Here is a 24909-nt window from a genome sequence, read left to right as displayed (position 1 = left end):
CCCTCAAACCGCTCGGGGCCGCTTTTCTGCCGCTCGCGGGCGACCCTCTGCCACTGACCTTTTCTGCGCTCCCCTTTCCCTGTCGCCTGCGTAAAGTGCAGCCTGAGCCCGGCCAGATTGGCCACAGGAAAAGGAAACTCCCCCATGCAACACGCAATCACTTTTGTCATTGCGGCCCTCTGCATCCTCGCCATCGCATATCGCCTCTACGGCGTGTTCTTTGTGCGCAAGGTGCTGCAGGCTGACGATAAACTGGTCACCCCCTCCCACCAGCTGGAAGATGGCAAGAACTATGTGCCGACCAACAAGTGGGTCAACTTCGGCCAGCACTTTGCGGCCATCGCCGCCGCCGGTCCGCTGGTCGGCCCGGTACTGGCCGCCCAGTACGGCTACCTGCCAAGCTTTCTCTGGCTGCTAATCGGCTGCGTCATCGGCGGCGCGGTGCACGACACAGTCGTGCTGTTCGCTTCCATGAAGCATCAGGGCAAGTCCCTCTCCGAGGTGGCCAAGGCCGAACTCGGCCCTATCGCCGGCTGGTGTACCGGCCTTGCGATGCTCTTCATCATCACCATAACCATGGCGGGTCTCTCCATGGTGGTGGTACACGCGCTGGAGCGTAACGCCTGGGGCGTGTTCGCGGTATTCATGACCATCCCCATCTCCATGGTGGTGGGAATTTGGCACAAGCTGACCGGCAACCTGCAAGCCGCCTCCTGGGTCGGCTTTGCCGCCGTGCTGGCCTGCGTCTTCTTTGGCCCCTACGTGCAGGAGAGCGCCTTCGGTGCCTGGCTGACCCTGCGTGCTGAGACCATCAGTCTGGCGCTGCCCATCTACGCCTTCTTCGCTACCGCGCTGCCGGTCTGGCTGCTGCTCACCCCGCGCGGCTACATCTCCAGCTTTATGAAGATCGGCGTGTTCGGCGCGCTGGTGATCGGCGTTATCTGCATCAACCCGGAGATCCAGTTCCCCGCCATGACCCAGTTTGTCCACGGCGGCGGCCCGGTACTGGGTGGCCCGGTCTGGCCCTTTATCTCTATCACCATCGCCTGTGGCGCCATCTCAGGCTTCCACGCCTTTATCGGCTCAGGCACCACCCCGAAACTGGTGGACAAGTGGAATGACATTCTGCCGGTCGCCTTCGGTGCCATGCTGGCCGAGTGCGTGGTGGGCGTGATGGCGCTGATCGCCGCCACTGCCCTGCACCCGGCGGATTACTTCGCCATCAACGCCACCCCGGAGGCCTTCGCCAAACTGGGGATGCAGGTGGTGGATCTGCCGTTCCTCTCCCAGGAGATCGGTATGGATCTGAACGGCCGCACCGGCGGTGCCGTCACCCTGGCGGTGGGCATGTCCTACATCTTCACCAAGGTGCCCTGGTTCAGTAACCTCGCCTCCTACTTCTTTCAGTTCGTGGTGATGTTCGAAGCAGTCTTTATCTTAACCGCCGTCGACTCCGGCACCCGGGTCTCCCGTTACCTCATTCAGGACTTCTTCGGCGAGTTCTACCCGCCCCTCAAGCGCATCGACTGGATGCCGGGCGCCATCGGGGCCAGCGTGCTCGCCTGTGTGATGTGGGGGTATCTGCTGATGTCCGGTGATATCGGATCTGTGTGGGCGCTATTCGGGGTCTCAAACCAGCTGATGGCCTCGGTGGGCCTGATCATCGGTGCCACCATCATCTTGCGACTGGCCAGCAAGCGCCGCTACATGCTGACCTGCCTGATCCCGCTGGCCTATCTGTTCGTCACCGTCAACTACGCCGGTTACTGGATGATGAGCAACGTCTACTTCAACGCCGCGGCCAAGGGCTACAACCCGATGAACGGCATCATCTCCCTCATCATGCTGGTGCTGGGAATGCTGATCCTGCTCTCCGCCCTGCGCAAATGGAGCGAACTGTGGAAGCTGCGCCAGCAGCCCTCCTACAAGGTGGTCGAGGCAACCGCCTCCTGATGGGCGAGTGGCTTTTCCCGACATGACCCCGCTGCGGCGGGGTCTTTTATTGGCGATAGGTGACAAGTTGACCACGGCTCATTAATCCACCGCTTGGCATGGCATCACCCATCCATAGCGGTTGAATAGGCCCCCCGATCACAGAACCGCCGCGCCAATGGTGGTAGCATGCCTCCTCTTGCCATCCGGCCGCACGGCGGATCCGGTGGCCCTCCCTCCTCCGCTTTCACTTTTTGAGGACGTATCTGATGGAACTGCTTCTGCTTAGCAATGGTAAAGCCAACGAATTTCCGGGTCTGCTCGGCTGGGCCCGCGTTCGGGTTCAAAGCCTGCTGGCCCGCAAACAGGTCAAGCGCATCCTGCTCATCCCCTACGCGGTGATCCGCAGCGACTGGGATGCCCGCGCCAACGAACTTACCGAGAGCCTCGGGATCGAGACCATCAGCATTCACCACTTCGATGATCCGGTCGCGGCCGTCAATCAGGCCGACGCCATCTTTATCAGTGGCGGCAACACCTGGCGCCTCAACCAGATGCTGCATGAAAACGGCCTGATCGTGCCGATCCAGCGTGCCGTGCGCGAACGGGGCGTCCCCTATGTGGGCTGGAGCGCCGGTTGCAACGTGGCGACCCCGAGCATCCGCACCACCAACGACATGCCGGTCTGCAACGCCGCCGTGCTGCCCGCGCTGGGCCTGTTCCCGCTGCAGATCAACCCGCACTATCTGGATGCCAGCATCAGCGGACACATGGGCGAAACCCGCGACGAGCGTCTGGCCGAGTTCTGCGCCATCAACCCGAGCGAATATGTGGTGGCCCTGCGTGAAGCGAGCCTGCTGCAGGTAAGTGGCGAGCGTCTGGAGTACTGGAGCGCCCGCGAGCAGGACTTCAAGATCTTCAAACACGGTCAGGAGCCGCAAGCCTTTATGGACGCGAGCCCCTTGGCCGAGCTGACGCCGTTCAAGGTGCGCTGAGAGCCACCGGCAAACGGGTCACTCACAACACCGTAGAAACAAAAGAGGGATGGCTCGGCGCCATCCCTCTTTTTATCTTCATCTTTCAGCTGGTTGCAGCCTGATTACTCACCCTGCAGGGTCACCAACACCTTGCGGGCACCGCCATCGATGCGATGCTCGCCAAGCCAGATCCCCTGCCAGGTGCCGAGCGCCAACTGACCATCGCGAACTGGCAGCAGCAGGCTCACCCCGAGCAGGGAGGATTTGATGTGGGCGGGCATGTCATCCGCCCCCTCATAGGTGTGGCGATAGTAGGGGGCATCTTCCGGCGCCAGCCGGTGCAGATGGGCCTCCATATCGCTGCGCACGCTGGGGTCGCAATTCTCGTTGAGGGTGAGCGAGGCGGAGGTGTGTTGCAGTAGCAGGTGGGCCATGCCGATCCGGTAATCCGCCAGCATCGGCAACTTGGCCACCAGCTCGTCCGTCACCAGATGAAAGCCCCGCGAACGGGGCTTCAACGTCAGCAGGCACTGCTGCCACATCAAACGTACTCCATAAAGACGCGGGAGGTGAGTTTGGTGATGAGTTCGTAGGGGATGGTGCCAATCTCGTCGGCCACCCGCTCTACCGGCAGCCCCTCGCCCCACAGTACCGCCTCGTCGCCGGGCTTGTCGGTGGCGCCGGGCCCAAGATCCACCGTGCTCATATCCATGGAGACACGCCCCACCAGCGGCACGATGCGGCCGTTGATCAGCACGGAAGTGCCATTGGGCGCCATGCGCGGATAACCGTCACCGTAGCCGATGGCGATCACCCCGAGTCGGGTATCGCGATCCGACACCCAGTTGGCGCCATAGCCCACCGGCTCGCCCGCCTTGTGATCCCGCACCGCAATCAGCTGGGTCTTCAAGGTCATCACCGGCTGCAGGTCGTAATCAGCCGCCACCGTGTTGGGGAAGGGCGACACGCCATAGAGGATGACGCCGGGGCGAACCCAGTCGCAGTGGGAGTCCGGCCAGGCCAGAATGCCCGCCGAGTTGGCCATGGCACGCTCTCCCGCCAGCGGTGCCGTGAGACGGCTGAAGAGATCGATCTGCTCGCGGGTAGTGGGCTGCTCCAGCTCATCGGAGCGGCTGAAGTGGGTCATGATGTTGAACGGCTGCACCACGTTCTTGCACTTGCCGAGTCGTTCGATAAAGGCGGGCATCTCGTCGGCCCGCACCCCGAGCCGGTGCATGCCGGTGTCGAGCTTGAGCCAGGCTACCACGGGCGCTGGCAGCTCGACCTGCTCCAGCGCTTCGAGCTGCTCCCAGGTGTGAACCGCCGTCTGCAGGTTGTTGGCCGCCAGCACCGGCAGATCATCGGCAGAGAAGAAGCCCTCCAGCAGCACTATGGGTTTGACCACGGCGCAGGAGCGCAGCATCAGCGCCTCTTCGATACGGGCCACCGCATAGGCATCCGCATCCACCAGGGTGCGGGCGACCGGCAGCAGTCCGTGGCCATAGGCGTTGGCCTTGACCACAGCAATGATCTTGCAAGCGGGGGCGTGGCGCTTGACCACGGCGAGGTTGTGGCGCAAGGCCGCAGTGTTGATTTGGGCAGTAGCCGCTTTCATGGTTTTCCCTTACGAGGGCACAAATGGTCTCCCCCTCATCGGGCAGAAGACCGCCACTCACTTATCGTCGTCGAAGGCCGGACCGGCATAATTGTCGAACCGGGAAAACAGGCCCTGAGCGGCAACCAATGACTGGCTATCGGTCAGGGCAGTCGTGGTAATGGCTAATCCGCCATCACCTTGGGTTTACATCAATAGTCGTCATCAAACGCCGGACCGGCATAGTTGTCGAACCGGGAGAACTGACCCTGGAAGGTGAGACGCACTCTTCCGATAGGGCCGTTACGCTGCTTGCCGATGATGATCTCGGCAATCCCCTTGTCCGGGCTGTCATCGTGATAAACCTCATCACGATAGATAAACATGATCAAATCCGCATCCTGCTCGATGGAGCCCGATTCACGAAGGTCCGAGTTGACCGGGCGCTTGTCGGCCCGCTGTTCCAAGCTTCGGTTCAACTGGGAGAGCGCCACCACCGGGCACTGCAGCTCTTTCGCCAAGGCCTTGAGAGAGCGGGAGATCTCGCCGATCTCCAGGGTACGGTTATCGGAGAGCGCCGGCACCCGCATCAGCTGCAGGTAGTCCACCATGATCATGGATAGGCCGCCATGCTCGCGCGCCACCCGACGGGCACGGGAGCGCACATCGGTCGGGGTGAGGCCGGAGGCGTCATCGATATACATCTTGCCCTTCTCGAGCAGCAATCCCATGGTGGAGGAGAGGCGCGCCCAATCCTCGTCGTCGAGCTGACCGGTACGCACCTTGGTCTGATCGATGCGACCGACCGAGGCGAGCATACGCATGATGATCTGCTCGGAGGGCATCTCCAGCGAGAAGATAAGCACCGGCTTGTCGGCAGTGAGGGCCGCATGCTCGCAAAGGTTCATGGCAAAGGTGGTCTTGCCCATGGAGGGACGGGCCGCCACGATGATCAAGTCCGAACGCTGCAAACCGGCGGTCATCTTGTCAAGATCGTTGTAACCGCTCGATACCCCGGTCACCCCGTTGTGCGGGGTCTTGAACAGCTCTTCAATCTTGTCGACGGTCTGCTCGAGGATCAGCTTCAGGGGCTGGGGCCCCTCGTTGGCGCTGGTGCGCTGCTCGGCAATCTTGAATACCTTGCTCTCGGCAAGATCCAGCAGATCGCCGGAGGTACGGCCCTGTGGCTCGTAACCCGCTTCAACTATCTCGTTGGCGACCGAGATCATCTCTCGCACCACCGCCCGCTCGCGCACGATTTCGGCGTAGGCGTTGATGTTGGCGGCACTCGGGGTGTTCTTGGCGATCTCCACCAGATAGGCGAAGCCACCCGCCTCTTCCAGCTGTTCGGAGCGTTCCAGCTCCTCCTGCAGGGTGATGAGGTCGATGGGGTTGCCCGCGTTGGAGAGGCGGGTCATGGCCTGGAAGATCAACCGGTGCGGACGGCTGTAGAAATCCTGATCGATAACCCGTTCGGCAACCCGATCCCAGGCATCGTTATCCAGCATCAGGCCGCCCAGTACGGACTGTTCGGCCTCAAAAGAGTGGGGAGGAACTTTCAGCTGTTGTGTCTTGGCGTCTTTTTTCGCCGTCACTTGCTCTGCCATACACATAAAAACCGCAGCGGGAAGGGGACGGGAATTTTACAAAAGAAAGCCAACTACGGCGAGCCCTATCTGGCGGCTCATACCATCATAAAGGGCCAAACCAGAGTCTGCTCTACCTTGACCATTTTGATTTTGCTTCGCATTTTGCGCTCCTTGCGACTCAATCTTCTGCTTTTCATCCGGTTTACTCCTCTTGTTTGACGCCGCATCGCGGCAACCTCGTTCATGAATAATTCATGCCAGAGGTGATATTGATGAATACAAGCTGCGACACAATTAGGGACAGGCAGCCTGCCATGCGCCTTGCTGAGCTTGCCAAAGCGGAGCATGCCCCACCCACAGACGAGAGTGAAAAGAGTCAAAATGAAAAAGATGCTGACCCTGTTTGCCGTGATCCTGGCCATTGGCCTGGGGGCACCTCACGCCGAAGCCAAGAAATTTGGCGGCGGCAAATCCTTTGGTAAAAGTTACAAAACTGCGCCGGCCCAGCCTGCGGCCAAACCGGTCGACAACAAGAATCCGACACTGAATGCCCAGACTCCGCCGAAAAAGAGCGGCATGATGGGTGGCCTGCTGGGCGGCCTGCTGGCTGGCGGCCTGTTTGCCTACCTGCTGGGCAGCGGTGCCTTTGAAGGTCTGCAAGGAATGGACTTCCTGCTGATCGCCCTGCTGGCGCTGGGGGCCGTGTTCCTGATCCGTACCCTGCGCAAGGGCAAGGTCGCGACGCCACAGCCACAACAGGCGGCCTATGCGGGCTATCAGCCACCGCAATCCGCGGCCCCGCAGCAATTTGAGCAGAGCAACAGCGCCCCGCAAGCCACCGGCTTTGCCGACAGCGACGTGCCGTTCCGCCTGCCGCCGGGCTTTGACATGAACGGCTTCCTGGCCGGTGCCCGCGATCACTATCGCACCCTGCAAGAGGCGTGGAACAAGAACGATCTGGAAAAAGTGCGCGAATACGTCAGCCCCGAGCTGTTTGAACAGCTCAAAGCCGAGCGCGCCGAACTGACTGGCGACCAGCACACAGAAGTAATGTATGTCGACACCCAGCTGGTACGTGCTGACTATGGCAGCGACTGGGCCCAGGTGAGCGTGCGCTTCAGCGGCCGCTACATGGACCGTCAGGAGCAGGTCGAAGAAGACATCAAAGAGGTGTGGCACCTCGAGCGCGATCTGGCCAAGAACAATGCCCCCTGGCATATCGTCGGGATCGAGCAGCTGTAAGGTTTAGATTGTCACTACGCAGGAGGCAGCCCATGGGCCGCCTCTTCTCTTATATTCTCCTTAATCCCCTGAAGATGCATGAGAGTGTGATAGTCACCATCGGCTCGCCTGAAGTAGAAAAGAAACAGCCCGACAAGCATCGCCTGCCGGGCTGTGAATCAGACTGACAATAGTATTAAACCGGAACCCAAGGTTCCGGTTTTGTGTGGTGGTTATTAATTGCTTGGGTCTATGGGGTCTTTGCCGCAGTTATTTGCATTGGATGGATTAAGAGTGTTGTTGATAAATGTCACTTCCCCCTTCGGTTGATACTCGGTAGCAAAAATAGTTTGTTTCGACTCCACATACTCTTTGAGCACTCCCGCATCGACCAGACCGGCGTTGATGGTGTTGATCACCGGATAACCGTCACCACCTGATGCGCTAAAGCTCGGGATGGCAAAACTGTAGGTTCCATTGACATCGAATGCTTTGCCTGCAATAGCGTTGATGGTCACGTTCTTGGCGCCACAGTTAACCTGCATATCGATACCGCCAAATTGGGGATAACCACCACCAGTCAGGGTTGCAACTTTGCCCAGATAGGTAACCAGCTCGCTCCCCTTCATGCTGGCCTTGTTGACTGTGTTGCCAAACGGATGGACGGTCAGCACATCCCGATAGGAGATAGTTCCCGCCTGTATCGAAGCCCGTACGCCACCCGAGTTGACGATACCGAAATCAGCTTTCAGCTTTTCTGTAGTCGCGGTCGTGATCAGACGACCCAGATTGGTCTGCATATAGCGAACGTACTTACGCTCTCCCATAAGCAGGCCATCCGTAGCACCGATGTCGACATTGAGCTCTGCCTCTCCCTTATCTTGGAATACCTGGAGGGTAGAAAGCAGCTCTGGGTCCTTGATGATCTCGTCCTGAATTAGCACCATTTGGGCCGGATCTTTAGTAACGACACCTTTGGCATCCACGGGTTCATTCTTGGCATTGCGCTTGATAAGGTTAACCGGGATCAGCTCATAGCTGGTCAGGGTCAACTTGCCCTTCAGGTACTCAAACTGGGCACGCCCCACATATTTGCCCCACTCGTGGGCCTGCATAATCCAGGTACCGTTCTGCTGATCCGGCAGGCAGGTATCGCCCGGACTGAACTTGGCGTACTTGTTGGTGGTGCCCGGCTCCATACAGACTGGATTCTGGGAGTGGCCACCAATAATGGCATCCAGGGTGCCGGTCGGCAGCTTACGAGCCATCTCCACATCGCCAGGCGCATTGCTGCCGTGCTGGCCATCGGCATAGTGGCCCATATGGGTGATGGCAAAGACCAGATTGGCCTCTTTCTTGTCACGGATCTGCTTGCTCAATGCAGCCGCTTCCGTAGTCGGATCGCGGAACTCCAGAGTCTTGACGTTATTGGGATCGACCAGCTGGGAAGTATCCTCGGTGGTCAGACCCAGCACGGCGACCTTGAGACCGCTATCCAGCTTGAACACCTTGTAGGGGTCAAAGTAGTGTTTGCCGCTGGCCTTGTCATAGATGTTGGCCGAGAGCATGGGGAACTGGGCCCACTTGCGCTGCTTCTCCAGCACATCCAGCGGGTTATCAAACTCGTGGTTACCCACCGCCATGGCATCGTAGCGAATGTTGTTCATCGCCATGAAGTCAGGCTCGGCATCCTGCAGATCGGACTCCGGCACGCCGGTATTCACATCACCACCGGAAAGAACCAGTACGTCACTGCCAGCAGCCTTGGCATCCGCACGCAGCTGCTCGACCAGGGTCTTCTGGGCGGCCATACCGTATTCGCCTTCTTTGTTGTTCCAGAAACGGCCGTGAGTATCGTTGGTGTGCAGGATGGTCAGTTTGCAGACATTTTCGGTGCAGGGTGCAACGGTGTCATTGGTCGAGGTATTACAGCCAGTCAGTGCAGCAAGCACGGCCAGTGCCACGCCGCCTTTGATAAAGTTATTATTCATTTCCATATCACCTTGATTGTTTTGTTATTTATCAACCCTGTCCAGCGGGTCGGGCGCCAATATAACAAACAACAGATGACCGTTTTTCATCGATGACTCACAAATTCTGCTAATTGTGATCTTCGGCCCAACATCCGGCTTCCTGCTGATTTGTCAGGTTTTTTGTTGAGCTGTCACTCACTTGCTCCCCTCCCGCACCAAGGAGACGCCACCCGGACGCGCCTTTATGGCATACTCCCCAGCCAGCCATGCCCGAGGAGATGATTTGATGGCCAAGTACGACAAGATTTCCCCCGAGACCCAGCAGGAGGCGATGAAAATTGCCCGTGCCAACCAGAAGCCGGGGCAGACCAAGGAACAGACCCAGCTTATCGCGCAAGGGATCCAGAAAGGCATCGACGAATACAAGAAACAGATGAAGGCGCGGGCCCGCGAAGCGAGCCGCCAGAAAAAAATGCAGGCCAAAGCCAGGCAGCCACAGGGCGCGCCACAAACCGAAGAACAAGACGATCAGCTGGAGCTGGTTGAAGTAAGCCATCAGCATCCCCTGCCCTGGATCTTGCTAGTGTTGAGCTGGCTGGGATTTGCAGCAGCCTGGTTCTGGTCGCACTAAGACGCGCTAGCAAACCTTTATCCGGGATCCTCTTCACAGCCCGGGCCCGGGCTGCTGGTGATTACCTGCGAAGAGTGGTTAAATCCCGCGCCTCTTGCACCGGACTCCCTGTTTTTTGACGATCAGTTTTCAGGAAAGATGTTATGAACCCCGCTCCGCTCTATCTGCTGGCCCCTTTTGTTCTGTTCCTTGTGACCATGCTGCTCTATCGCATTTCGCCGCTGCGGGCGGTCGCCGCCGGCGGGGTACGCTGGTTTATCCTCCCCGCCTTCACCCTGTTTATTTTGCTGATCATCATCAATGGAGCCGCCAATCCCGCCCTGCGCGATCCGGCATTCCACTGGTTGATGCCGGGGCTTGGCTTTGCCCTGAGCCTGTTTCCGGCCCTGCCCAAGGCGCTGGTGCCACGGCTCGCCATCAAGGAGGGGGCCTTTGCCGCCCTCGGCCTGATGCTGATGAGCCTGGCTATGGTCTACTGAGCAACTGGCCACAGCCGTTAACATGACTCAAGGGGCGCTCTGTGACGGGCGCCCTTGTACAAACAATGGCCTGCAGGCATCTTGGTGACAGGATAACCAGCAAGGAGGCCAAATGGACAATCCGCCCGATTTCATGGCGCTGTGGGATTATCAGGATCCCGCCGCCAGTGCCCTTCGTTTTCACACCCTTCTTCCCGAAGCGCGCGCCGCCGCCAACCTGCAACTCGAACTGGAGTTGCTGACCCAAATTGCCCGCACCCATTCACTGCAGCGCCAGTTTGCCGAAGCCCACCAGCTGCTCGACGAGATAGCGCCTCGCCTCACAGATACAACCCCCAGAGCCCGGATCAGGGCCCTGCTGGAACGAGGCCGCACCTTTAACTCGGCGGGCGACAAAGCCAGTGCCAAACCGCTGTTTGAACAAGCCTGGCAGTGGGGGCTCAAGGAGAAGGAAACCTATCTCGCCATCGACGCCGCTCACATGATCGCCATCGCCGCACCACTGGAAGAGCAGAGCCGCTGGCATCAACTGGCGATGGAGCTGGCGGAACGCAGCAGTGACGAGAAGGTGCGTGGCTGGCTGGCCCCCCTTTACAACAATCAGGGCTGGACCCTGTTCGAACTGGGCCGCTTTGATGAGGCGAAAATCCAGCAACAGAAGTGCCTGGCCTGGTATCTGCAGCATAACCAGCCGGCCAAGGCGTTTATCGCTCGCTGGAGTCTGGCTCGCCTGACCCGGGCCCAGGGTCAGCACCAGCAGGCGCTGGCAGAGCTGCACCAGCTCAAGACCGATATGGCCGAGGCTGGCGAACCAGAGGATGGTTATCTGTTCGAGGAGCTGGGGGAGAATGCCTTGGTGCTGGACGATCCGCTGGCCGCGGAATACTTCTCCCGCGCCTGGTTTCTGCTGTCACAGGACCGCTGGTTCAGCGCCAACGAGGGGGAGCGACTGGCCCGCCTCAAGCGCCTCGCCAAACTCTGATCCCCCAAAATAGAAAGGGCGGCACGCTAGCCGCCCTTTCTGCTGGCAAGATGGTTCAGGCCCGATTGGACTCCTCCCACCCCTGCTTTTTACGGTAAATGGTAGAGGGGCTGATCTCGAGCAGTGCCGCCGCCTTGGGAATGTTGCCGTCACAGCTGGCGATGGCCTGTTCGATCACCTCTTTTTCCACCAGCCAGAGCGGACGAATTGGCCCGTTAGCCACCCCGGTAGCGGCCGGAGCCGATGCCACCGCTGCCGCAATCGCAGCCGGCAACTGGGGACGAACCCCATTGAGCGGTGGCGGCAGAATATCCGGGCTCACCAGCTCCTTGTCATTGAGCACCACGATATTGCGCACCACGTTTTGCAGCTCGCGTACGTTGCCAGGCCAGGGGTAGTCGAGCAGCACTCGCGCCGCCTCGACATCGAAATCCTTGAAGCGTTTGTTCTCCTCCTTGGCGTAGCTCTGCAACAGGGTACGCGCCAGCAGCAGGATATCCTCACCCCGCTCCCGCAGTGGCGGCAGGGTAAGCGGAATGACGTGGAGCCGATAGTAGAGATCCTCGCGAAAACGGCCCGCTTTCACCTCCACCAGCGGATCCCGGTTGGTGGCGCAGATAAAGCGCACATCCACCGTCTCGAGCTTGCCGCTGCCGACCCGCTGCACTGTGCCAGTCTGGATGAAGCGCAGCAGCTTGCTCTGCAGATCCAGGTCCATCTCGCAGATCTCGTCGAGAAACAGGGTACCGCCATCGGCCAGACTGGCTGCCCCTTTGCGATCCCCCTGGGCGCCGGTAAAGGAGCCCTTCACATGACCAAAGATCTCGCTCTCCATCAAATCGTGGGGAATGGCGGCGCAGTTGAGGGCAATAAAGGGCTGTTCGCTGCGGGGACTGCACTGGTGAATCGCCTCGGCACACACCTCTTTGCCGGTGCCGCTCTCACCAGTGATAAAGACGGTCGCCTTGCTGGGCGCCGCGCTCTCGATGATGCGATAGACCGCCTGCATCGACATGGAGGCGCCGATAAAACCGAAGAAGGAGCTACGCTCGAAGTTTTCTCGATAGTGGGCAACCAGCGAGCTCAACTGCTGGTGTTTCAAGGCATTGCGAACGGTGGCGCAGAGCCGCTTGCTGTCAAACGGCTTGGTCAGAAAATCGAAGGCACCGAGGCGCATCGCCTCCACCGCCACATCCACCGAGCCATGGGCGGTGATCACTACCACAGAGCAAGGCAACTGCTGTTCGGTGATCATCTGCAGAATATCCATACCGGACATATCCGGCAGCTCCAGATCCAGCAGCACCACGGGGGGAGGACTTGCCAGCAACTGCGCCAACGCCTGCTGACCACAATCGGCCAGCACCACCTCATACCCCTCCTGGCGCAGGTACTGTTCATAGACCACTGCCAGACTTCGGGTATCTTCCACCAGCAGGACACGCGATTTATTTTCAGCCACTGGACTCATCCTTGTATTTGATTCTGCGATCTATTTTGCCTTATTTTCGCGCGCAAACCCAACGCCAAGACAGCTCTGTTATCCCGCGATTGCAGGGAATACACAAGTAAAAACGGCTCCTTAAGGAGCCGTTTTTAACTACAAGAAAAGATTACTTCTTGGCATCGTCTGCAGTCGGCTTCTCGATAGCCAACAGCTCAACGTCAAACACCAGCACGGCGTTCGCCGGGATGGAGCCTGCACCGTGCTCGCCATAGGCCAGCTTGGACGGCAGGAAGAACTTGAACTTGGAGCCAACCGGCATCAGTTGCACACCTTCAGTCCAACCCGGGATAACCTGGTTGAGCGGGAAGGTAGCCGGCTCGCCGCGATCGACGGAGCTGTCGAACTTGGTGCCGTCAGTCAGGGTACCGGTGTAGTGAACCTTGACGATATCGGTAGATTTCGGCTTGGCGCCAGTGCCCATCTTCTCGACCACGTACTGCAGGCCGGATTCAGTGCTCTTCACACCCTCTTTCTTGGCGTTGGCAGCCAGGAACTCTTCGCCCTTCTTCAGATTCTCAACGGCGTCTTTCTCGGCCTTGGCCTTGGTCAGCTCGTTGATCTTGGCGTCGTAATCCTGCAGTACCTTCTGGATCTCTTCATCAGTCATCTTGGCTTCTTTGCCCAGACCGTCAGTCACCCCTTTCAGGATCACGGCGTTGTCCAGTTTGATGCCCAGTTCCTGCTGACGCTCCAGGGTATTGGCGATGTAACGACCCATGGAGAGGCCAATTGCGTAGCCAGATTGCTCTTCAAAGCTCTTGGCTTCGGCCTTGGTCGCCTCTGCCGGCTTGCTGGCTTCTGCCTTCACTTCGGCGGTATTGGCCGCAGCAGGCTTCTCGTCTTTTTGGCAAGCAGTCAGACCGACGGCAACGGCCGCCGCCAACAGGGACACCTTCAGAAATTTGTTCATCAGTTTCTCCAAACTCCAAATACCGCTCTCGGTTCCATCGTGAAATGAGAGGTTTATCGTGATAAGCGCCTTATACTAACGCCGTGATCGCAGGTAACAAAAGCGTGAGACCGCAAAAATGATAAAAAGTGCCATTTATCTGGTGAGCCTCTGTTTAATGCTCACCGGTTGCGAGCAAAGCTCCCAACCCAACCAGCAAATGACCCTCGCCAGCACGGGCCTGCTGACCGCAGATCTCTCCAGTGATGGCAAGCAGGCCATCGTCTCCAGCATCAGCCAGGGCATCATCGTCTGGGATCTGGAACAGAACCGTCAACGCTGGCGCTGGAAGCAATCCGACTCTGCGGAAGACCTGGTATTCATTACCCGCTTTTCCGAAGGCAACAGCCATGCAGTCACCGCTACCCCCGATACCTTTGCAACCTGGCGGCTGAACGATGGGCAATCACAAGGCTACTACTCACTTCCTGAATCCAGGCTGAGGGACATCGCGCTCTCTGCCGACGGTCGTTATGTGCTGATCGGGCGGGAAGATGGCAAAGCGGAGTGGCTCGATACCCGAAGCGGCCGTCGTCTGCAGTTTCTGGGGCACACCGAACAGGTCAATACGGTCGATCTCTCCGCTAACGGTCGCTACGCCCTGACCGGAGGCAACGACTACAGCGCCTATCTGTGGGATACCCGTAGCGGGCAGGTGATCTGGCGCTTCAACCATGGTGGCCGGGTGATCATGGCCAGACTGGAGCCGAGCGGCCGCTACGCCTTCACCGCCGACAGCAGCCGGGCCAGCATCTGGGATCTGAAAACCGGCAAGGAGGTGAGTCAGCTGAAATATGATCACCGCTTCGAGGTCTACACCAGCGCCCGCTTTGCCAACGATGGCAAGTGGCTGATCACCGGCGCCCCTTCCCGTCAGCTCTCCCTGTGGCAAGTGAGCGATGGTGCCCTGCTGCAGAGCTGGCGCGTCTCGCCGCAACCCAAGGTGAAACCGCCCAGCGCAGTGGTCTACGGCGTCGCTTTGCGCGACAATAGCCACCTTGTCAGTGCCAGCTCCAGTGGTCTGGCCGAAATCTGGACAATCAAGTAAGGACCCGAAGGCCCATGAGTCAGCAACTTAACGATCGCATCGAAACCCTGGAAACCCGTCTCGCCTATGCGGAGTACACCATAGAGCAGCTCAACGACGAGGTAACCACCCAGGGCCGTGAACTCGATCGGCTCAAATACCAGATCCAGCTGCTGATCGACAAACTGCAAAGCGTACAGCCCAGCCAGATTGCCAGTATGGCCGAAGAGACCCCGCCGCCGCACTACTGATCCGGAGCCATCTCTGGTCAGGCAACATGGCTTGGCATAGCTGTCAGCCAATAAAAAAACCCGCGTTCACGCGGGTTTTTTTATCATCGGCATGGCCGTGATCAGTGGTGATGGCCCTTGCCACCACAACCGCCGCCACCGCAGCAGCCGCCGTGGCCGTGATCCTCATCGTGGTCGTGACCATGACCACCACAGCAGCCGCCGTGATCGTGGTCATGACCGTGATCGTGACCGCAACCACCGGCACCGTGAACGTGGCCGTGGGCCAGCTCTTCGGCAGTGGCGGCACGCACGTCCTTGATCTCGACCTTGAAGCCCAGGGTTACGCCTGCCAGCGGATGGTTGCCATCCACTTTGACGAACTCTTCGGACACTTCAACCACGGTCACCGGACGGTGACCATCGTCGGTTTCAGCCACAAAAGTATCCCCTTCGGAGACTTCCATGCCGTCGAACAGCTCGCCCGGTACTTCTTGTACCAGTGTCTCGTCATATTCGCCGTAGGCCTGGCTCGGTACCAGAGTCACTTCGAAGGCTTCACCTACCGCGCGACCTTCCAGCTCGGCTTCCAGGCCTGAGACCAGGTAACGGGTGCCGTGCAGATAGACCAGCGGCTCTTTGCCGACAGTGCTGTCGATGACTTCACCGTGCTCGTCGGTGACTGTGTATTCCAGCGTAACCACGCTCAGAGGAGCTACTTTCATGTCAGGATCCTGCGGATAGAAAAAAACGGGCTCAGAATACCCTAAAAAGCGGGCCGCGCATATGCCGTGCAGCGCCACGGAGTGACGAAAAAAACGGCAACAGCGTCAGCGAGAAGGCCCACATTCCACCCGCCGTTGCCTTATCAGGGGCGAAACACCCCGATCACCTCTTCCACCTCGCGAGTTTGCTTGTCGACCTCGGCAGGCGTTTGTACCTGGGTATCGCCACAGGCGACGCAGGTCACCTTCTCGACTCCATGCTCCAGATACAGCATCATGTTGTCCAACTTGCCGCACGCCGGGCAGACCGCACCGGCAATGAAGCGTTTTTTACGTCTGGTTTCCATATTTGTTACCTCCAGGCAGCATCATATCAGGGTTTTTACATGCATCACGCCATCGAGTATCACCATTTTTCCTGCCAGGGCCTGCACGCCGGCAACCGCAAACGAACTCCGGTCGGGCAGCTGTTGCGGATCACCCGGGGCGCCGCGCTGCTGAGACTGGGCCAACATGAGCTGTTGCTGCCGGCAGGCAGCAGCTTCTGGCTCTGCGCCGATGCCCTCGCGGCCTTCAGCCCCCTCAGCGGTTGCGAGTACGATCAGCTGAATGTCTCTTTGCGCGTGGCTCAGCCGCAGCAGGCAGGCTGGCTGCAGACCACCCCGCTGCTCGATGTCCTGCTCGACTCGCTGGCCCGGTGGCAACGTCCGAAAGAGTGGCAAGGCGCCTACGGCCAGCGACTGCAGGTGATCCTGGATGAGCTGCAACAGTGCGCCATCAGCCAGCAGGGTCACGGTGAGCTGCAAGCCTGCTGGCAAGCGCTGGCCAATGGCCAACCGGAGTCTCTGCAACAGTGGGCACAACAAGCCGATGCGCCGGTGGAAGGGAGTGAATTGCAACAACAGTGGCAACTGCTGCAGGCGCTCAGATTGCTCAAGGGCGGCAGCAAACCCGCGCAGGTGGCCAGCAAGCTGGGTTATGCCGATGAGGCCGCATTGCAAGCTGCCTGCCAGCAGTGGGGCGTTGGCGAGGATGGCGATCAATAACCGGACGCCGATGGAATACGCCAACGAAATTGGCTGAATGAGTCCAGTTTTTTGCCAGATGGTCGTTAACAAGGAAGGGCCATTCCACCCGTAATCCTTTATGCTAGAGGTCTGAAGTGACTGCCAACGTTTCGACCAACAGGACATCTGCCATGACGAGCAAAGCCAATCAATCCCAGGGCATGTTGCTGTTTCACCTTTCAGCCAAACAATCCTTTGCCATCGGAACCCTCAAGGTGAAGGAGATAGTGCCCTACACCCAGCTGACGGCAATGCCGCACTCGCACCCGACCGTATTGGGGGCTGCCAATATGCGCGGCTCCACCATTCCGGTGATCGACATGGCGATGGCGGTGGGCTATCGCCCCATCAGCAAGGAGGAGATGCCCCACTGCTTCATCATCATTACCGACTGCCGCCGTACCCTGGTGGGCTTTCTGGTACGGGGCATCGACAAGATCACCGAGTGCAACTGGCGCGATATCGAATCGCCCCCCGCTTCCCTCGGTCACAATGTGTTCGTAACCGGTGTGACCCGAGTCAATGACCAGCTGATCCAGCTGCTGGATGTGGAGCTGATCCTCTCCCGGGTCTATCCGGACGATCCGAGCCACCTCTATCCGGTACTGACCGATGTGCAGCGGGAGCGGATCAAGCCGATGCGGATCCTGCTGGTCGATGACTCTTCGGTCGCTCGCCGTCAGCTGATGGCCGCCCTCGACTACATCAATATCCCCTATGAGGTCTGCACCAATGGCAAGGATGCACTGACCCTGATGCAGACGCGGGCGAGCCAGAAGACCCCGATCGACATTCTGGTGAGCGATATCGAGATGCCGGGGCTCGATGGTTATGAGCTGGCCTTCGAGGTGCAAAGTGACAGCAAACTGGCGGGGGCCTACATCATCCTGCACACCTCCCTCTCCAGCGAGATCAGCGTGGAACGCGCCCATCAGGTGGGTGCTCATGAGGCGCTGACCAAGTTCGAGGCCAATGAGCTGATCCAGGCCATGCTGCGCGGCGCCGAACATCACGATCGCCTGCTGAAATAAGCCAATGACTGGCGGGAGGAACACGCCTCCCGTCCTCCTTATCTTCGACCCAGACCGACAGACCCCATGCTGACCGAGAGCCACTTCCACGCCCCCTGGTGGGCACGCTATCCTCATCTGCAGACCATATTGCCCAAATGGCTGCGCCGCCCCCCTGCCCGTTTTGTGGCGGAGCGGTTTGAACTGCAGGATGGGGACTTTGTCGACCTCGCCTGGAGCGGGGAAGTCAGCCTTGATGAACGGCCGCTGATAGTGGTGTTTCACGGGCTGGAGGGAAGCATTCACTCCCACTATGCCAAGGGATTGTTCGCCCACCTGCAGCAAGAGGGCAGAGAGGCTGTGCTGATGCACTTTCGCGGTTGCAGTGGCGAACCCAATCGCCACCTGCAGGCCTATCACTCTGGCGCCATCGGTGATGCGCAGGAGCTGATTGCCGAGCTGAGCCAGCGCTTCCCGGGCAAACCGCTGATCGCCATCGGCTTTTCACTGGGTGGCAATATGTTGGTCAATCTGCTGGCGCGGGCCTGTCCTGCGGCATTGAAAGCGGCGGTGGTGGTCTCGGCCCCGCTGCAACTGGCAAGCTGTGCCGAGCGGGTCAATCAGGGCTTCTCGAAGGTCTATCAGAACTATCTGCTGCGCACCATGCGCCGCAATTTGCTCAGCAAGATCCGCCAGCAGCAGAAAGCGAGTGAACGCTGGCAACCTCGACAAGTGGAGCAGATTGCCACCCTGCGCGATTTTGACGAGCTGGTTACCGCACCGCTGCACGGCTTTCACAGTGCCACCCACTACTACCAGAGCTGCTCGGGACTACCGCTGCTGGCTCAGATCCCGATCCCGACCCTGGTCATCCATGCCGCCGACGATCCCTTTATGTCACGCGCGGTCATTCCCCGGCCGGAGCAACTCTCGCCCACGGTGCGCTATGAGTTGAGCCAGTGCGGCGGCCATGTCGGCTTTCTGCACGGCACGCCCTGGCGGCCACGGTTTTGGCTGGATGAACGGATCAGTCGCTGGATTGCCGAACAGAGTCACTCCGCAACACAGAACTGATTGCGTCCCGACTCCTTGGCCCGATAGAGCGCCTGATCGGCCCGCTCCAGCAGCTGGTTTGCCCCTTCACCGGACACATTGCTGGCAATCCCCTGACTCACCGTCACCCAGGGGGCAACCTCGGACGCCAGATGCTCCAGCTGCAGGCTGGCCAAGCCATCTTGCAGCCGCTGCGCCACGCTGGCCGCAGCCTGACGGTCGGTATTGGGCAGCAGCAGCACAAACTCCTCTCCGCCATAGCGGGCCACCAGATCAGATGGCGTGCGAACCGCACGGTTGAGCGCTTGTGCCACCTCCTTGAGGCACATATCCCCTACCTGATGGCCGTAGTGGTCGTTGAATCGCTTGAAATAGTCCACATCGATCAGGATGAGCGATAGCGGAGCGCCGCTCTCCTGGCTATGGGCTAACGCGCGATCCAACTCGATATTGAAATGCCGCCGGTTGGCGACACCGGTCAGAGGATCTTGCTTGGCGAGCTGATCAAGTTGGCGCAGCAGCGTCAGATTGTCATGCTCCCGCATGATCGCCAATTCAAACCAGCGGTGCAGCATGCGGCGGCCGACCTCCAGCGCAATCACGCCAAACAACACGCCAAGCAGGTAGATCTGGGGAAAATCGACGCGTAAAAAGAGTTCCAACCCCACACCCACCGTCATCGGGCCCAAGAGATAGCCATAAAAAACCTTGCGATCGGGATAAAATGCAATGAGCGCAGCCAGCAGGTTGAGCCGCATGATCCCGTTGGCATAACTGACCCCTCCTCGCAGCTCCACCTGACCAATCGTATAGATGTGCAGCGTCCAGAGTCCGCCCCATAGCACAGTCACCAGTGCAGCCATCCGTAACCAGAGGCGATCCTGCAGATGGTCACAAAAGAGGCTGACAACAGGTAGTAGCAATAGCACCACCATGACCAGGGCCAGCTCACTCTGAAAGCGCCAGGGCAAGCTGTCATCACTGGCGAGCCCGACCTGGCTGTAAACCTCGTAGCGTATCGAAAGAAACAACACCACCAGCCAGTTCAACAACCAGAACCACACCATGCCTCGGGCAATCGCCTCTCGACGTGCGCTGTCCAGATGCTCAGTCAGGGTTAACGGCGCGCTGCGCTGCGCTTCAGACAACATCTCTCAGACTCCGGTGAAAAGGTAAAAAGTGATTGCATTCGCGGGATTCAACACAACAATAGCCTGACGATCACCTCTTTTGCTGTGAGACCTTTAAATGATCATTCCCTGGCAAGAACTGGACGGCGACACCCTGACCAACCTGATCGAACACTTTGTGTTGCAGGAGGGAACAGAATATGGAGAGCAGGATGTCCCGCTTGGCGTCAAAGTCGATGCAGTGAGAGAACAATTACAGCAAGGCAAAGCTGTCATCGTCTATAGCGAGCTGCACGAATCGGTGAATATCGTGATGAAAGACCGCTTCATCGAGCAGTCTTGACCCAACCACAATCCGGACCTTATAACGGAATTCCCAAGGAAGAGAGAATCCCATGTCGGCCAAGCACCCCATTATTGCCGTTACCGGTTCGTCCGGTGCCGGCACCTCCACCTCCACCAACGCCTTTCGCTCCATGTTCCATCAACTGGGATATACCGCGGCTGTGGTGGAAGGTGACAGTTTTCACCGCTATACCCGACCGGAAATGGATGTAGCGATCCGCAAGGCGCGCGAACAGGGGCGTCATATCAGCTATTTTGGCCCTGAGGCCAATGACTTCGGGCTGCTGGAGAGCTTTTTTCAGGGCTATGGGCAGGATGGCAATGGCCAGTATCGCCGCTACCTGCACAGCTTTGACGAGGCTGTGCCCTTCAACCAGATGCCCGGTACCTTCACCCCCTGGCAGCATCTGCCCAGCAATACCGATCTGCTGTTTTATGAAGGGCTGCACGGCGGTGTGGTCACCGAGGATCACAATGTGGCGCGCCACGTGGATTTTCTGATAGGCGTAGTGCCCATCGTCAACCTGGAGTGGATCCAGAAGCTGATCCGCGATACCTCGGAGCGAGGACATTCCCGCGAGGCGGTGACCGACTCCATCGTTCGCTCCATGGATGACTACATCAACTTCATCACCCCGCAGTTCTCGCGCACCCATATCAACTTCCAGCGAGTACCGACGGTGGATACCTCCAACCCCTTCAGCGCCAAGGTGATCCCGAGTCTGGACGAGAGTATGCTGGTGATCCGGTTTCGCGGTATCAAGCAGGTGGATTTCCCCTACCTGCTGTCGATGATCGATGGCTCATTCATGTCGCGGATGAACACCATAGTGGTGCCGGGTGGCAAGATGGGCTTTGCGATGGAACTGATCCTGCGCCCGCTCATCCAGCAATTGATCGAAACCGGCAAAATAACCTGATTCAAAGGAGCTCACGATGCGGCTTGCTTATCTCTCTGTGGCACTGCTCGCCCTGCTTGGCGGCTGCAGCAGCGGGCCGACGGCCCCCACGCTGGAGTCCGGCACCATGCTGGTTCGTCCGATTGGCAACTGGACCTATGGCGCAACCCCGCGCTACGCCCTGGCCGAGCAGTATCAATTCGCCGGTGAGCTGGCGGAAGGGTGGCTGGAGCCGATGCAGCAGGCGGTGAGCCGGGAGCTCAATGGCAAGGGGTGGCAGAGTGCGCCGCTCGACGAGGCGGATCTGTGGGTCGCCATAGGCGTCGCGGGCGGCAAGGATATGAGCGATGGCGAGATTTTCGCCCGCCTCGGCATGACGCCCGGGGTCTATGCCTCGGCCAACCAGCGCAAAGGCTCGCTGGCCATAGTGCTGCTCGATCGCAAAACCCAGAAAGCAGTCTGGAGCAGCATCATCCAGCTGACCAGCGATGTAAGCATTGCTGATAGCCAACGTCAGGCGCTCAGCCAGCAGCTCGCTGCCGAGCTGCTCAATCGCGTCCCCACCAACTAGTGCTTGTTTAGTGATAACAGATGGATAGAAAAACGGCTTGCCTCCCGGCAAGCCGTTTTTTGTGGTCTCAACCTCTTGACCCAATCCGGCCTAGGCCAGACCGGGGCACAAAGCTGCACACCTTCAGCTATCTGTGGTCACTTATTTAAGCGTACAGGTCAGCAGTGTGACCCCTTTCTGGGTGAGGAGGGCTTGTTTGTCCTGATTCCAGAAAGTGGTGACGCTGTCGGAATATTTGGCGCCAGATTCAGACTCAACGCGCGCCAGCTTGTGGTAAACCCCGGCATAGGGGAACTGCACCATGTCAGCCTGGGCATCATAGGTAACGGCCAGCATCTCTTCACCACACTGGTATTGGCTGTATTGATACTGAGTAGGTTGCGGGCTGCTGCACGCCGCCAGGCCCAAAAGGGGAAGCAGAGCGATCAATTTTTTCATTGCACTTTCCTTATGTAATGGCTTTATGTCATGGCCTTGTGCAGTGGCCTTACGTAACGGCCTTATGCCAGGGTACCAACGAAACTATCGTTATCAAGCTTCAACAATTTGATAACTATGGGTAATTTGTACCGCTTTTTCCAACATCAGGGAAACAGAACAATATTTTTCCATCGACAGCTCGACCGCTCTGGCCACCTGCTTCTCCGCCAATCCCTTGCCTGTCACCACGAAGTGCAGATTAATCTTCTCGAAAACCCGGGGCACGCTATCAACCCGTTCGCCACTGACCTCGACATGACAAGCGGTCACCGACTGGCGCGCTTTTTCTAGGATGGAGACCACATCAATAGAGCTGCAGCCACCGACCGCCAGCAGGATCATCTCCATCGGGCTGGCCCCCTCACCGGGGTTGGCTCCATCCAGGATCACCTTGTGACCGGATTCACTCTCACCCACAAACTTCATCCCTTCCACCCAGCTGACCTTGGCTTTCATCTCGCACTCTCTCCTGTTAATCGTGATGATGGATCCCTAGCATAACCCAGTCGCTTATCTCTGCCGAACAGGGGGAGTTGGGATGGAAATAGATCAAAATCAACATCTCCGACCTCTATCTTCCCTAGAATGGCCGAAGCAGCGCAGCAGGCATTACCCAAAGGGCTCTTGCAAAAGGGCGCAAAGCCTTGTCAGCACAGACAAAGGCTCTTATCCTACTGCAACTAATACAAGGAATGGCAAGATTGGCAGCTTGCCCGGACGCACAAGTCCATAAAAAGACACTACAGAGGAATTCTCATGGTTATTGGCAAACCGCAAAGCGATCCCACCCTGGAATGGTTCTTGTCGCACTGCCACATTCATAAGTATCCCGCGAAGAGCACCCTGATCCATGCGGGTGAAAAAGCGGAGACCCTCTACTACATCGTCAAGGGCACTGTGGCCGTCTTGATCAAGGACGATGAGGGCAAAGAGATGATCCTCTCCTATCTGAACCAGGGTGACTTCCTGGGCGAGATGGGGATGTTCGAGGAGAACGAGAATCCCGAGCGCTCCGCCTGGGTTCGCGCCAAAGGCTCTTGCGAAGTGGCAGAGATCTCCTACAAGAAGTTCCGCCAGCTGATCCAGGTCAACCCGGACATCCTGATGCGTCTCTCTGGCCAGATGGCCAAGCGCCTGCAGCACACCAGCCAGAAAGTGGGTAATCTCGCCTTCCTGGATGTGACCGGCCGGATCGCCCAGACCCTGCTCAACCTGGCCAAGCAGCCAGATGCCATGACCCACCCGGATGGCATGCAGATCAAGATCACCCGTCAGGAGATCGGCCAGATCGTCGGCTGTTCCCGTGAAACCGTGGGCCGCATCCTGAAGATGCTGGAAGAGCAGGAGCTCATCTCTGCTCACGGCAAGACCATTGTGGTATTTGGCACTCGCTGATGACCCGTCCGCAGGCCTGACTGAGGCCTTGGGATAAAAAAGGCTGCTACGGCAGCCTTTTTTGATCCTCTCCCCTATAATCCCGAACGCCCTTCACTGTTCCGGCATTCGCCCAGAGAGTTACTATGCACCTTCAATGTCCCCGTTGCCGCAGTCCGCTCCATCTTCATGAAGCCTCCCAGGGACGCTATTGCGACAACAAGCATCACTTCGATCCGGCCCCGGAAGGCTATCTGGATCTCATCCCCGGCAAGAAAAACCCCAAAGACAGCGACAGCCGTGCCCTGATGCGCGCCAAGCACCATTTCCTGGAAGCCGGCCACCAATTGCCGCTGGTTGAGGCCATGGCCGGCCTGCTCGCTCCGCTGGCCCCACAAGAGCTGATCCATCTTGGGTGCGGTGAAGGCTACTACTGCCGCGCGCTGGCAGAGCGCCTGCCCGGCTGGCAGTTTGCTGGGGTTGATATCGCCAAGAACACCATCTTTGCCGCCAAAAAAGCGCAGCCGGACGGCCAGTTTGTCATTGCCGATCCCGCTCGCGCGCCGTTGCAACCGGGCTCTGCTCAGGTGCTGCTGGTCAACGATCTCAAGGTCAAGACTGAACAGCTGGTCAGCTGGCTGGCCCCCGGTGGCTATCTGCTCTATCTGCAGCCGGGTCCCCGTCATCAGTGGCAATTGCGGGTCAGCCTCAATCCGGTGAGCATGGAACACCCCCTCAGCTGGCCAACCCTCGGTGGCCTCAATCCGGTGGCTCAACAGCGCTGCCAGTTCAGCCTCACCATGGATCAGGCCATGCGCAGCTTTATTCTGGAGACCAGCCGTCTTGGCTGGCGGGCAACCGGTGAGCAGCGTCACGCTTTCGCTCAACAAGGCCCGAATGAACTGGAACAGGATCTGCTGCTGACCCTGTGGCAAAAGCCCATCTGATCACTGGGGGGAGCCTTGCAAGGCTCCCGCCCCGTTTTTCCCGCCCCGCCCCATTCTCCCCTGCGTGATCTAGCTCACAACTGAGCCATCGACTTTGTTGCTCAGAACAGCCTTGATGTCAAAAAAGTCACTAGAAAACAATTCATTGAATTTAATCTTTTTCTATCTTGTCAAAAACCGTAACACCCAGTCTTGATAACGACCTCGCAACCTCAAT

The 24909-nt window shown here is 58.6% G+C and carries 28 protein-coding genes; 17 read left to right on the top strand and 11 right to left on the bottom strand.

Annotated features, from left to right (window positions below):
- Positions 1-144 precede the first annotated feature (144 nt).
- Positions 145-1953 (top strand): carbon starvation CstA family protein, encoded by a 1809-nt coding sequence (locus ACTG2G_RS16235; protein ID WP_033114626.1) that lies wholly within the window; start codon positions 145-147, stop codon positions 1951-1953.
- A 248-nt stretch (positions 1954-2201) separates the two neighbouring features.
- On the top strand, positions 2202-2927 hold the full coding sequence (gene pepE / locus ACTG2G_RS16230) for a dipeptidase PepE (protein WP_439985631.1): 726 nt from the start codon (positions 2202-2204) through the stop codon (positions 2925-2927).
- 104 nt (positions 2928-3031) lie between these two features.
- Here pepE and ACTG2G_RS16225 read toward each other — a convergent pair whose 3' ends face one another.
- The 3 genes from ACTG2G_RS16225 to dnaB form a co-directional block, all read right to left on the bottom strand.
- Positions 3032-3451: a secondary thiamine-phosphate synthase enzyme YjbQ gene (locus ACTG2G_RS16225; RefSeq protein WP_100653021.1), complete on the bottom strand. Its 420-nt coding sequence runs from the start codon at positions 3449-3451 to the stop codon at positions 3032-3034.
- Positions 3451-4524, bottom strand: coding sequence for an alanine racemase (gene alr / locus ACTG2G_RS16220; RefSeq protein WP_042060915.1), 1074 nt, complete (start codon positions 4522-4524; stop codon positions 3451-3453). The genes ACTG2G_RS16225 and alr overlap by 1 nt, the downstream gene beginning before the upstream one ends.
- Positions 4525-4715: 191 nt before the next feature.
- Entirely contained in the window at positions 4716-6110 is a 1395-nt protein-coding gene (gene dnaB, locus ACTG2G_RS16215; RefSeq protein WP_026035132.1) for a replicative DNA helicase, read from the bottom strand.
- Between the two features lie 363 nt (positions 6111-6473).
- On the opposite strand from dnaB, the gene ACTG2G_RS16210 reads away from it, so the two are divergent.
- Both ACTG2G_RS16210 and ACTG2G_RS16205 read left to right on the top strand, forming a co-directional pair.
- Positions 6474-7334 (top strand): Tim44 domain-containing protein, encoded by an 861-nt coding sequence (locus ACTG2G_RS16210; protein WP_088868600.1) that lies wholly within the window; start codon positions 6474-6476, stop codon positions 7332-7334.
- A gap of 32 nt (positions 7335-7366) precedes the next feature.
- Entirely contained in the window at positions 7367-7501 is a 135-nt protein-coding gene (locus ACTG2G_RS16205; RefSeq protein WP_421386146.1) for a hypothetical protein, read from the top strand.
- A gap of 48 nt (positions 7502-7549) precedes the next feature.
- On the opposite strand, the gene ushA is transcribed toward ACTG2G_RS16205, so the two are convergent.
- Positions 7550-9304 carry a bifunctional UDP-sugar hydrolase/5'-nucleotidase UshA gene (gene ushA, locus ACTG2G_RS16200; protein ID WP_421386145.1) on the bottom strand — a complete coding sequence of 585 codons (1755 nt, stop codon included), beginning with the start codon at positions 9302-9304 and terminating at the stop codon, positions 7550-7552.
- A 268-nt stretch (positions 9305-9572) separates the two neighbouring features.
- On the opposite strand from ushA, the gene ACTG2G_RS16195 reads away from it, so the two are divergent.
- The 3 genes from ACTG2G_RS16195 (at position 9573) to ACTG2G_RS16185 (ending at position 11378) form a co-directional block, all read left to right on the top strand.
- Positions 9573-9917 carry a DUF2956 domain-containing protein gene (locus ACTG2G_RS16195; RefSeq protein ID WP_206877835.1) on the top strand — a complete coding sequence of 115 codons (345 nt, stop codon included), beginning with the start codon at positions 9573-9575 and terminating at the stop codon, positions 9915-9917.
- A 143-nt stretch (positions 9918-10060) separates the two neighbouring features.
- Complete coding sequence (locus tag ACTG2G_RS16190) at positions 10061-10396, top strand: hypothetical protein (protein WP_107684268.1); 336 nt, start codon at positions 10061-10063, stop codon at positions 10394-10396.
- Between the two features lie 112 nt (positions 10397-10508).
- Positions 10509-11378: a hypothetical protein gene (locus ACTG2G_RS16185; RefSeq protein ID WP_439985630.1), complete on the top strand. Its 870-nt coding sequence runs from the start codon at positions 10509-10511 to the stop codon at positions 11376-11378.
- Between the two features lie 55 nt (positions 11379-11433).
- Here ACTG2G_RS16185 and ACTG2G_RS16180 read toward each other — a convergent pair whose 3' ends face one another.
- Both ACTG2G_RS16180 and fkpA read right to left on the bottom strand, forming a co-directional pair.
- Entirely contained in the window at positions 11434-12840 is a 1407-nt protein-coding gene (locus ACTG2G_RS16180; protein ID WP_005348258.1) for a sigma-54-dependent transcriptional regulator, read from the bottom strand.
- A gap of 151 nt (positions 12841-12991) precedes the next feature.
- A complete protein-coding gene (fkpA, locus tag ACTG2G_RS16175) occupies positions 12992-13795 on the bottom strand; it encodes an FKBP-type peptidyl-prolyl cis-trans isomerase (RefSeq protein ID WP_005335283.1) in 804 nt (267 codons plus the stop codon).
- 118 nt (positions 13796-13913) lie between these two features.
- Between fkpA and ACTG2G_RS16170 the strand changes: the two genes are divergently transcribed.
- Positions 13914-14882 carry a hypothetical protein gene (locus tag ACTG2G_RS16170; RefSeq protein ID WP_118854657.1) on the top strand — a complete coding sequence of 323 codons (969 nt, stop codon included), beginning with the start codon at positions 13914-13916 and terminating at the stop codon, positions 14880-14882.
- Between the two features lie 14 nt (positions 14883-14896).
- Positions 14897-15112 (top strand): SlyX family protein, encoded by a 216-nt coding sequence (locus ACTG2G_RS16165; protein ID WP_005335285.1) that lies wholly within the window; start codon positions 14897-14899, stop codon positions 15110-15112.
- A gap of 101 nt (positions 15113-15213) precedes the next feature.
- Here the strand turns inward: ACTG2G_RS16165 and slyD are convergent, their stop codons facing one another.
- A complete protein-coding gene (gene slyD / locus ACTG2G_RS16160; protein ID WP_374870461.1) occupies positions 15214-15816 on the bottom strand; it encodes a peptidylprolyl isomerase in 603 nt (200 codons plus the stop codon).
- Between the two features lie 143 nt (positions 15817-15959).
- Positions 15960-16163, bottom strand: a complete 204-nt coding sequence (locus tag ACTG2G_RS16155; protein WP_421386142.1) for a YheV family putative zinc ribbon protein — start codon at positions 16161-16163, stop codon at positions 15960-15962.
- 39 nt (positions 16164-16202) lie between these two features.
- Between ACTG2G_RS16155 and ACTG2G_RS16150 the strand changes: the two genes are divergently transcribed.
- The 3 genes from ACTG2G_RS16150 to ACTG2G_RS16140 all read left to right on the top strand — a co-directional run bounded on the left by ACTG2G_RS16150 (position 16203) and on the right by ACTG2G_RS16140 (position 18967).
- Entirely contained in the window at positions 16203-16862 is a 660-nt protein-coding gene (locus ACTG2G_RS16150; RefSeq protein ID WP_439985629.1) for a hypothetical protein, read from the top strand.
- Between the two features lie 152 nt (positions 16863-17014).
- Positions 17015-17914 (top strand): chemotaxis protein, encoded by a 900-nt coding sequence (locus tag ACTG2G_RS16145; protein WP_005335289.1) that lies wholly within the window; start codon positions 17015-17017, stop codon positions 17912-17914.
- Positions 17915-17980: 66 nt separating this feature from the next.
- Positions 17981-18967, top strand: coding sequence for a hydrolase (locus ACTG2G_RS16140; RefSeq protein ID WP_439985628.1), 987 nt, complete (start codon positions 17981-17983; stop codon positions 18965-18967).
- On the opposite strand, the gene ACTG2G_RS16135 is transcribed toward ACTG2G_RS16140, so the two are convergent.
- A complete protein-coding gene (locus ACTG2G_RS16135) occupies positions 18946-20097 on the bottom strand; it encodes a GGDEF domain-containing protein (RefSeq protein ID WP_439985626.1) in 1152 nt (383 codons plus the stop codon). The two genes, ACTG2G_RS16140 and ACTG2G_RS16135, sit on opposite strands and share 22 nt — an antisense overlap.
- A 97-nt stretch (positions 20098-20194) precedes the next feature.
- On the opposite strand from ACTG2G_RS16135, the gene ACTG2G_RS16130 reads away from it, so the two are divergent.
- Genes ACTG2G_RS16130 through ACTG2G_RS16120 form a run of 3 tightly spaced genes read left to right on the top strand, consistent with a single transcriptional unit; the run spans position 20195 to position 21891 of the window.
- A complete protein-coding gene (locus ACTG2G_RS16130; RefSeq protein ID WP_005335298.1) occupies positions 20195-20419 on the top strand; it encodes a YheU family protein in 225 nt (74 codons plus the stop codon).
- Positions 20420-20471: 52 nt separating this feature from the next.
- On the top strand, positions 20472-21341 hold the full coding sequence (locus ACTG2G_RS16125; RefSeq protein WP_005335299.1) for a phosphoribulokinase: 870 nt from the start codon (positions 20472-20474) through the stop codon (positions 21339-21341).
- 16 nt (positions 21342-21357) lie between these two features.
- On the top strand, positions 21358-21891 hold the full coding sequence (locus ACTG2G_RS16120) for a DUF4136 domain-containing protein (RefSeq protein ID WP_439985625.1): 534 nt from the start codon (positions 21358-21360) through the stop codon (positions 21889-21891).
- A gap of 141 nt (positions 21892-22032) precedes the next feature.
- On the opposite strand, the gene ACTG2G_RS16115 is transcribed toward ACTG2G_RS16120, so the two are convergent.
- Together ACTG2G_RS16115 and ACTG2G_RS16110 are read right to left on the bottom strand one after the other, a co-directional pair.
- Entirely contained in the window at positions 22033-22329 is a 297-nt protein-coding gene (locus tag ACTG2G_RS16115; RefSeq protein ID WP_040067985.1) for an MliC family protein, read from the bottom strand.
- Positions 22330-22422: 93 nt separating this feature from the next.
- Complete coding sequence (locus tag ACTG2G_RS16110) at positions 22423-22827, bottom strand: OsmC family protein (RefSeq protein WP_421230648.1); 405 nt, start codon at positions 22825-22827, stop codon at positions 22423-22425.
- 300 nt (positions 22828-23127) lie between these two features.
- Here ACTG2G_RS16110 and crp point away from each other — a divergent pair, with 300 nt between their 5' ends.
- Positions 23128-23766, top strand: a complete 639-nt coding sequence (gene crp / locus ACTG2G_RS16105; RefSeq protein WP_005335304.1) for a cAMP-activated global transcriptional regulator CRP — start codon at positions 23128-23130, stop codon at positions 23764-23766.
- A 125-nt stretch (positions 23767-23891) separates the two neighbouring features.
- Positions 23892-24692: a putative RNA methyltransferase gene (locus ACTG2G_RS16100; protein WP_429214791.1), complete on the top strand. Its 801-nt coding sequence runs from the start codon at positions 23892-23894 to the stop codon at positions 24690-24692.
- Positions 24693-24909: the final 217 nt, after the last annotated feature.

Source organism: Aeromonas sp. 55A (assembly GCF_051919665.1).
In the GTDB taxonomy this organism is placed as follows: domain Bacteria; phylum Pseudomonadota; class Gammaproteobacteria; order Enterobacterales; family Aeromonadaceae; genus Aeromonas; species Aeromonas veronii.
This window is presented reverse-complemented; position numbering and strand designations above follow the sequence as displayed.

Bases quoted from the DNA above. Each gene is read 5' to 3' on its own strand.
- ACTG2G_RS16235 (WP_033114626.1), top strand. From the start codon at position 145: ATGCAACACGCAATCACTTTTGTCATTGCGGCCCTCTGCATCCTCGCC.
- pepE (WP_439985631.1), top strand. From the start codon at position 2,202: ATGGAACTGCTTCTGCTTAGCAATGGTAAAGCCAACGAATTTCCGGGT.
- ACTG2G_RS16225 (WP_100653021.1), bottom strand. From the start codon at position 3,451: ATGTGGCAGCAGTGCCTGCTGACGTTGAAGCCCCGTTCGCGGGGCTTT.
- alr (WP_042060915.1), bottom strand. From the start codon at position 4,524: ATGAAAGCGGCTACTGCCCAAATCAACACTGCGGCCTTGCGCCACAAC.
- dnaB (WP_026035132.1), bottom strand. From the start codon at position 6,110: ATGGCAGAGCAAGTGACGGCGAAAAAAGACGCCAAGACACAACAGCTG.
- ACTG2G_RS16210 (WP_088868600.1), top strand. From the start codon at position 6,474: ATGAAAAAGATGCTGACCCTGTTTGCCGTGATCCTGGCCATTGGCCTG.
- ACTG2G_RS16205 (WP_421386146.1), top strand. From the start codon at position 7,367: ATGGGCCGCCTCTTCTCTTATATTCTCCTTAATCCCCTGAAGATGCAT.
- ushA (WP_421386145.1), bottom strand. From the start codon at position 9,304: ATGAATAATAACTTTATCAAAGGCGGCGTGGCACTGGCCGTGCTTGCT.
- ACTG2G_RS16195 (WP_206877835.1), top strand. From the start codon at position 9,573: ATGGCCAAGTACGACAAGATTTCCCCCGAGACCCAGCAGGAGGCGATG.
- ACTG2G_RS16190 (WP_107684268.1), top strand. From the start codon at position 10,061: ATGAACCCCGCTCCGCTCTATCTGCTGGCCCCTTTTGTTCTGTTCCTT.
- ACTG2G_RS16185 (WP_439985630.1), top strand. From the start codon at position 10,509: ATGGACAATCCGCCCGATTTCATGGCGCTGTGGGATTATCAGGATCCC.
- fkpA (WP_005335283.1), bottom strand. From the start codon at position 13,795: ATGAACAAATTTCTGAAGGTGTCCCTGTTGGCGGCGGCCGTTGCCGTC.
- ACTG2G_RS16170 (WP_118854657.1), top strand. From the start codon at position 13,914: ATGATAAAAAGTGCCATTTATCTGGTGAGCCTCTGTTTAATGCTCACC.
- ACTG2G_RS16165 (WP_005335285.1), top strand. From the start codon at position 14,897: ATGAGTCAGCAACTTAACGATCGCATCGAAACCCTGGAAACCCGTCTC.
- slyD (WP_374870461.1), bottom strand. From the start codon at position 15,816: ATGAAAGTAGCTCCTCTGAGCGTGGTTACGCTGGAATACACAGTCACC.
- ACTG2G_RS16155 (WP_421386142.1), bottom strand. From the start codon at position 16,163: ATGGAAACCAGACGTAAAAAACGCTTCATTGCCGGTGCGGTCTGCCCG.
- ACTG2G_RS16150 (WP_439985629.1), top strand. From the start codon at position 16,203: ATGCATCACGCCATCGAGTATCACCATTTTTCCTGCCAGGGCCTGCAC.
- ACTG2G_RS16145 (WP_005335289.1), top strand. From the start codon at position 17,015: ATGACGAGCAAAGCCAATCAATCCCAGGGCATGTTGCTGTTTCACCTT.
- ACTG2G_RS16140 (WP_439985628.1), top strand. From the start codon at position 17,981: ATGCTGACCGAGAGCCACTTCCACGCCCCCTGGTGGGCACGCTATCCT.
- ACTG2G_RS16135 (WP_439985626.1), bottom strand. From the start codon at position 20,097: ATGTTGTCTGAAGCGCAGCGCAGCGCGCCGTTAACCCTGACTGAGCAT.
- ACTG2G_RS16130 (WP_005335298.1), top strand. From the start codon at position 20,195: ATGATCATTCCCTGGCAAGAACTGGACGGCGACACCCTGACCAACCTG.
- ACTG2G_RS16125 (WP_005335299.1), top strand. From the start codon at position 20,472: ATGTCGGCCAAGCACCCCATTATTGCCGTTACCGGTTCGTCCGGTGCC.
- ACTG2G_RS16120 (WP_439985625.1), top strand. From the start codon at position 21,358: ATGCGGCTTGCTTATCTCTCTGTGGCACTGCTCGCCCTGCTTGGCGGC.
- ACTG2G_RS16115 (WP_040067985.1), bottom strand. From the start codon at position 22,329: ATGAAAAAATTGATCGCTCTGCTTCCCCTTTTGGGCCTGGCGGCGTGC.
- ACTG2G_RS16110 (WP_421230648.1), bottom strand. From the start codon at position 22,827: ATGAAAGCCAAGGTCAGCTGGGTGGAAGGGATGAAGTTTGTGGGTGAG.
- crp (WP_005335304.1), top strand. From the start codon at position 23,128: ATGGTTATTGGCAAACCGCAAAGCGATCCCACCCTGGAATGGTTCTTG.
- ACTG2G_RS16100 (WP_429214791.1), top strand. From the start codon at position 23,892: ATGCACCTTCAATGTCCCCGTTGCCGCAGTCCGCTCCATCTTCATGAA.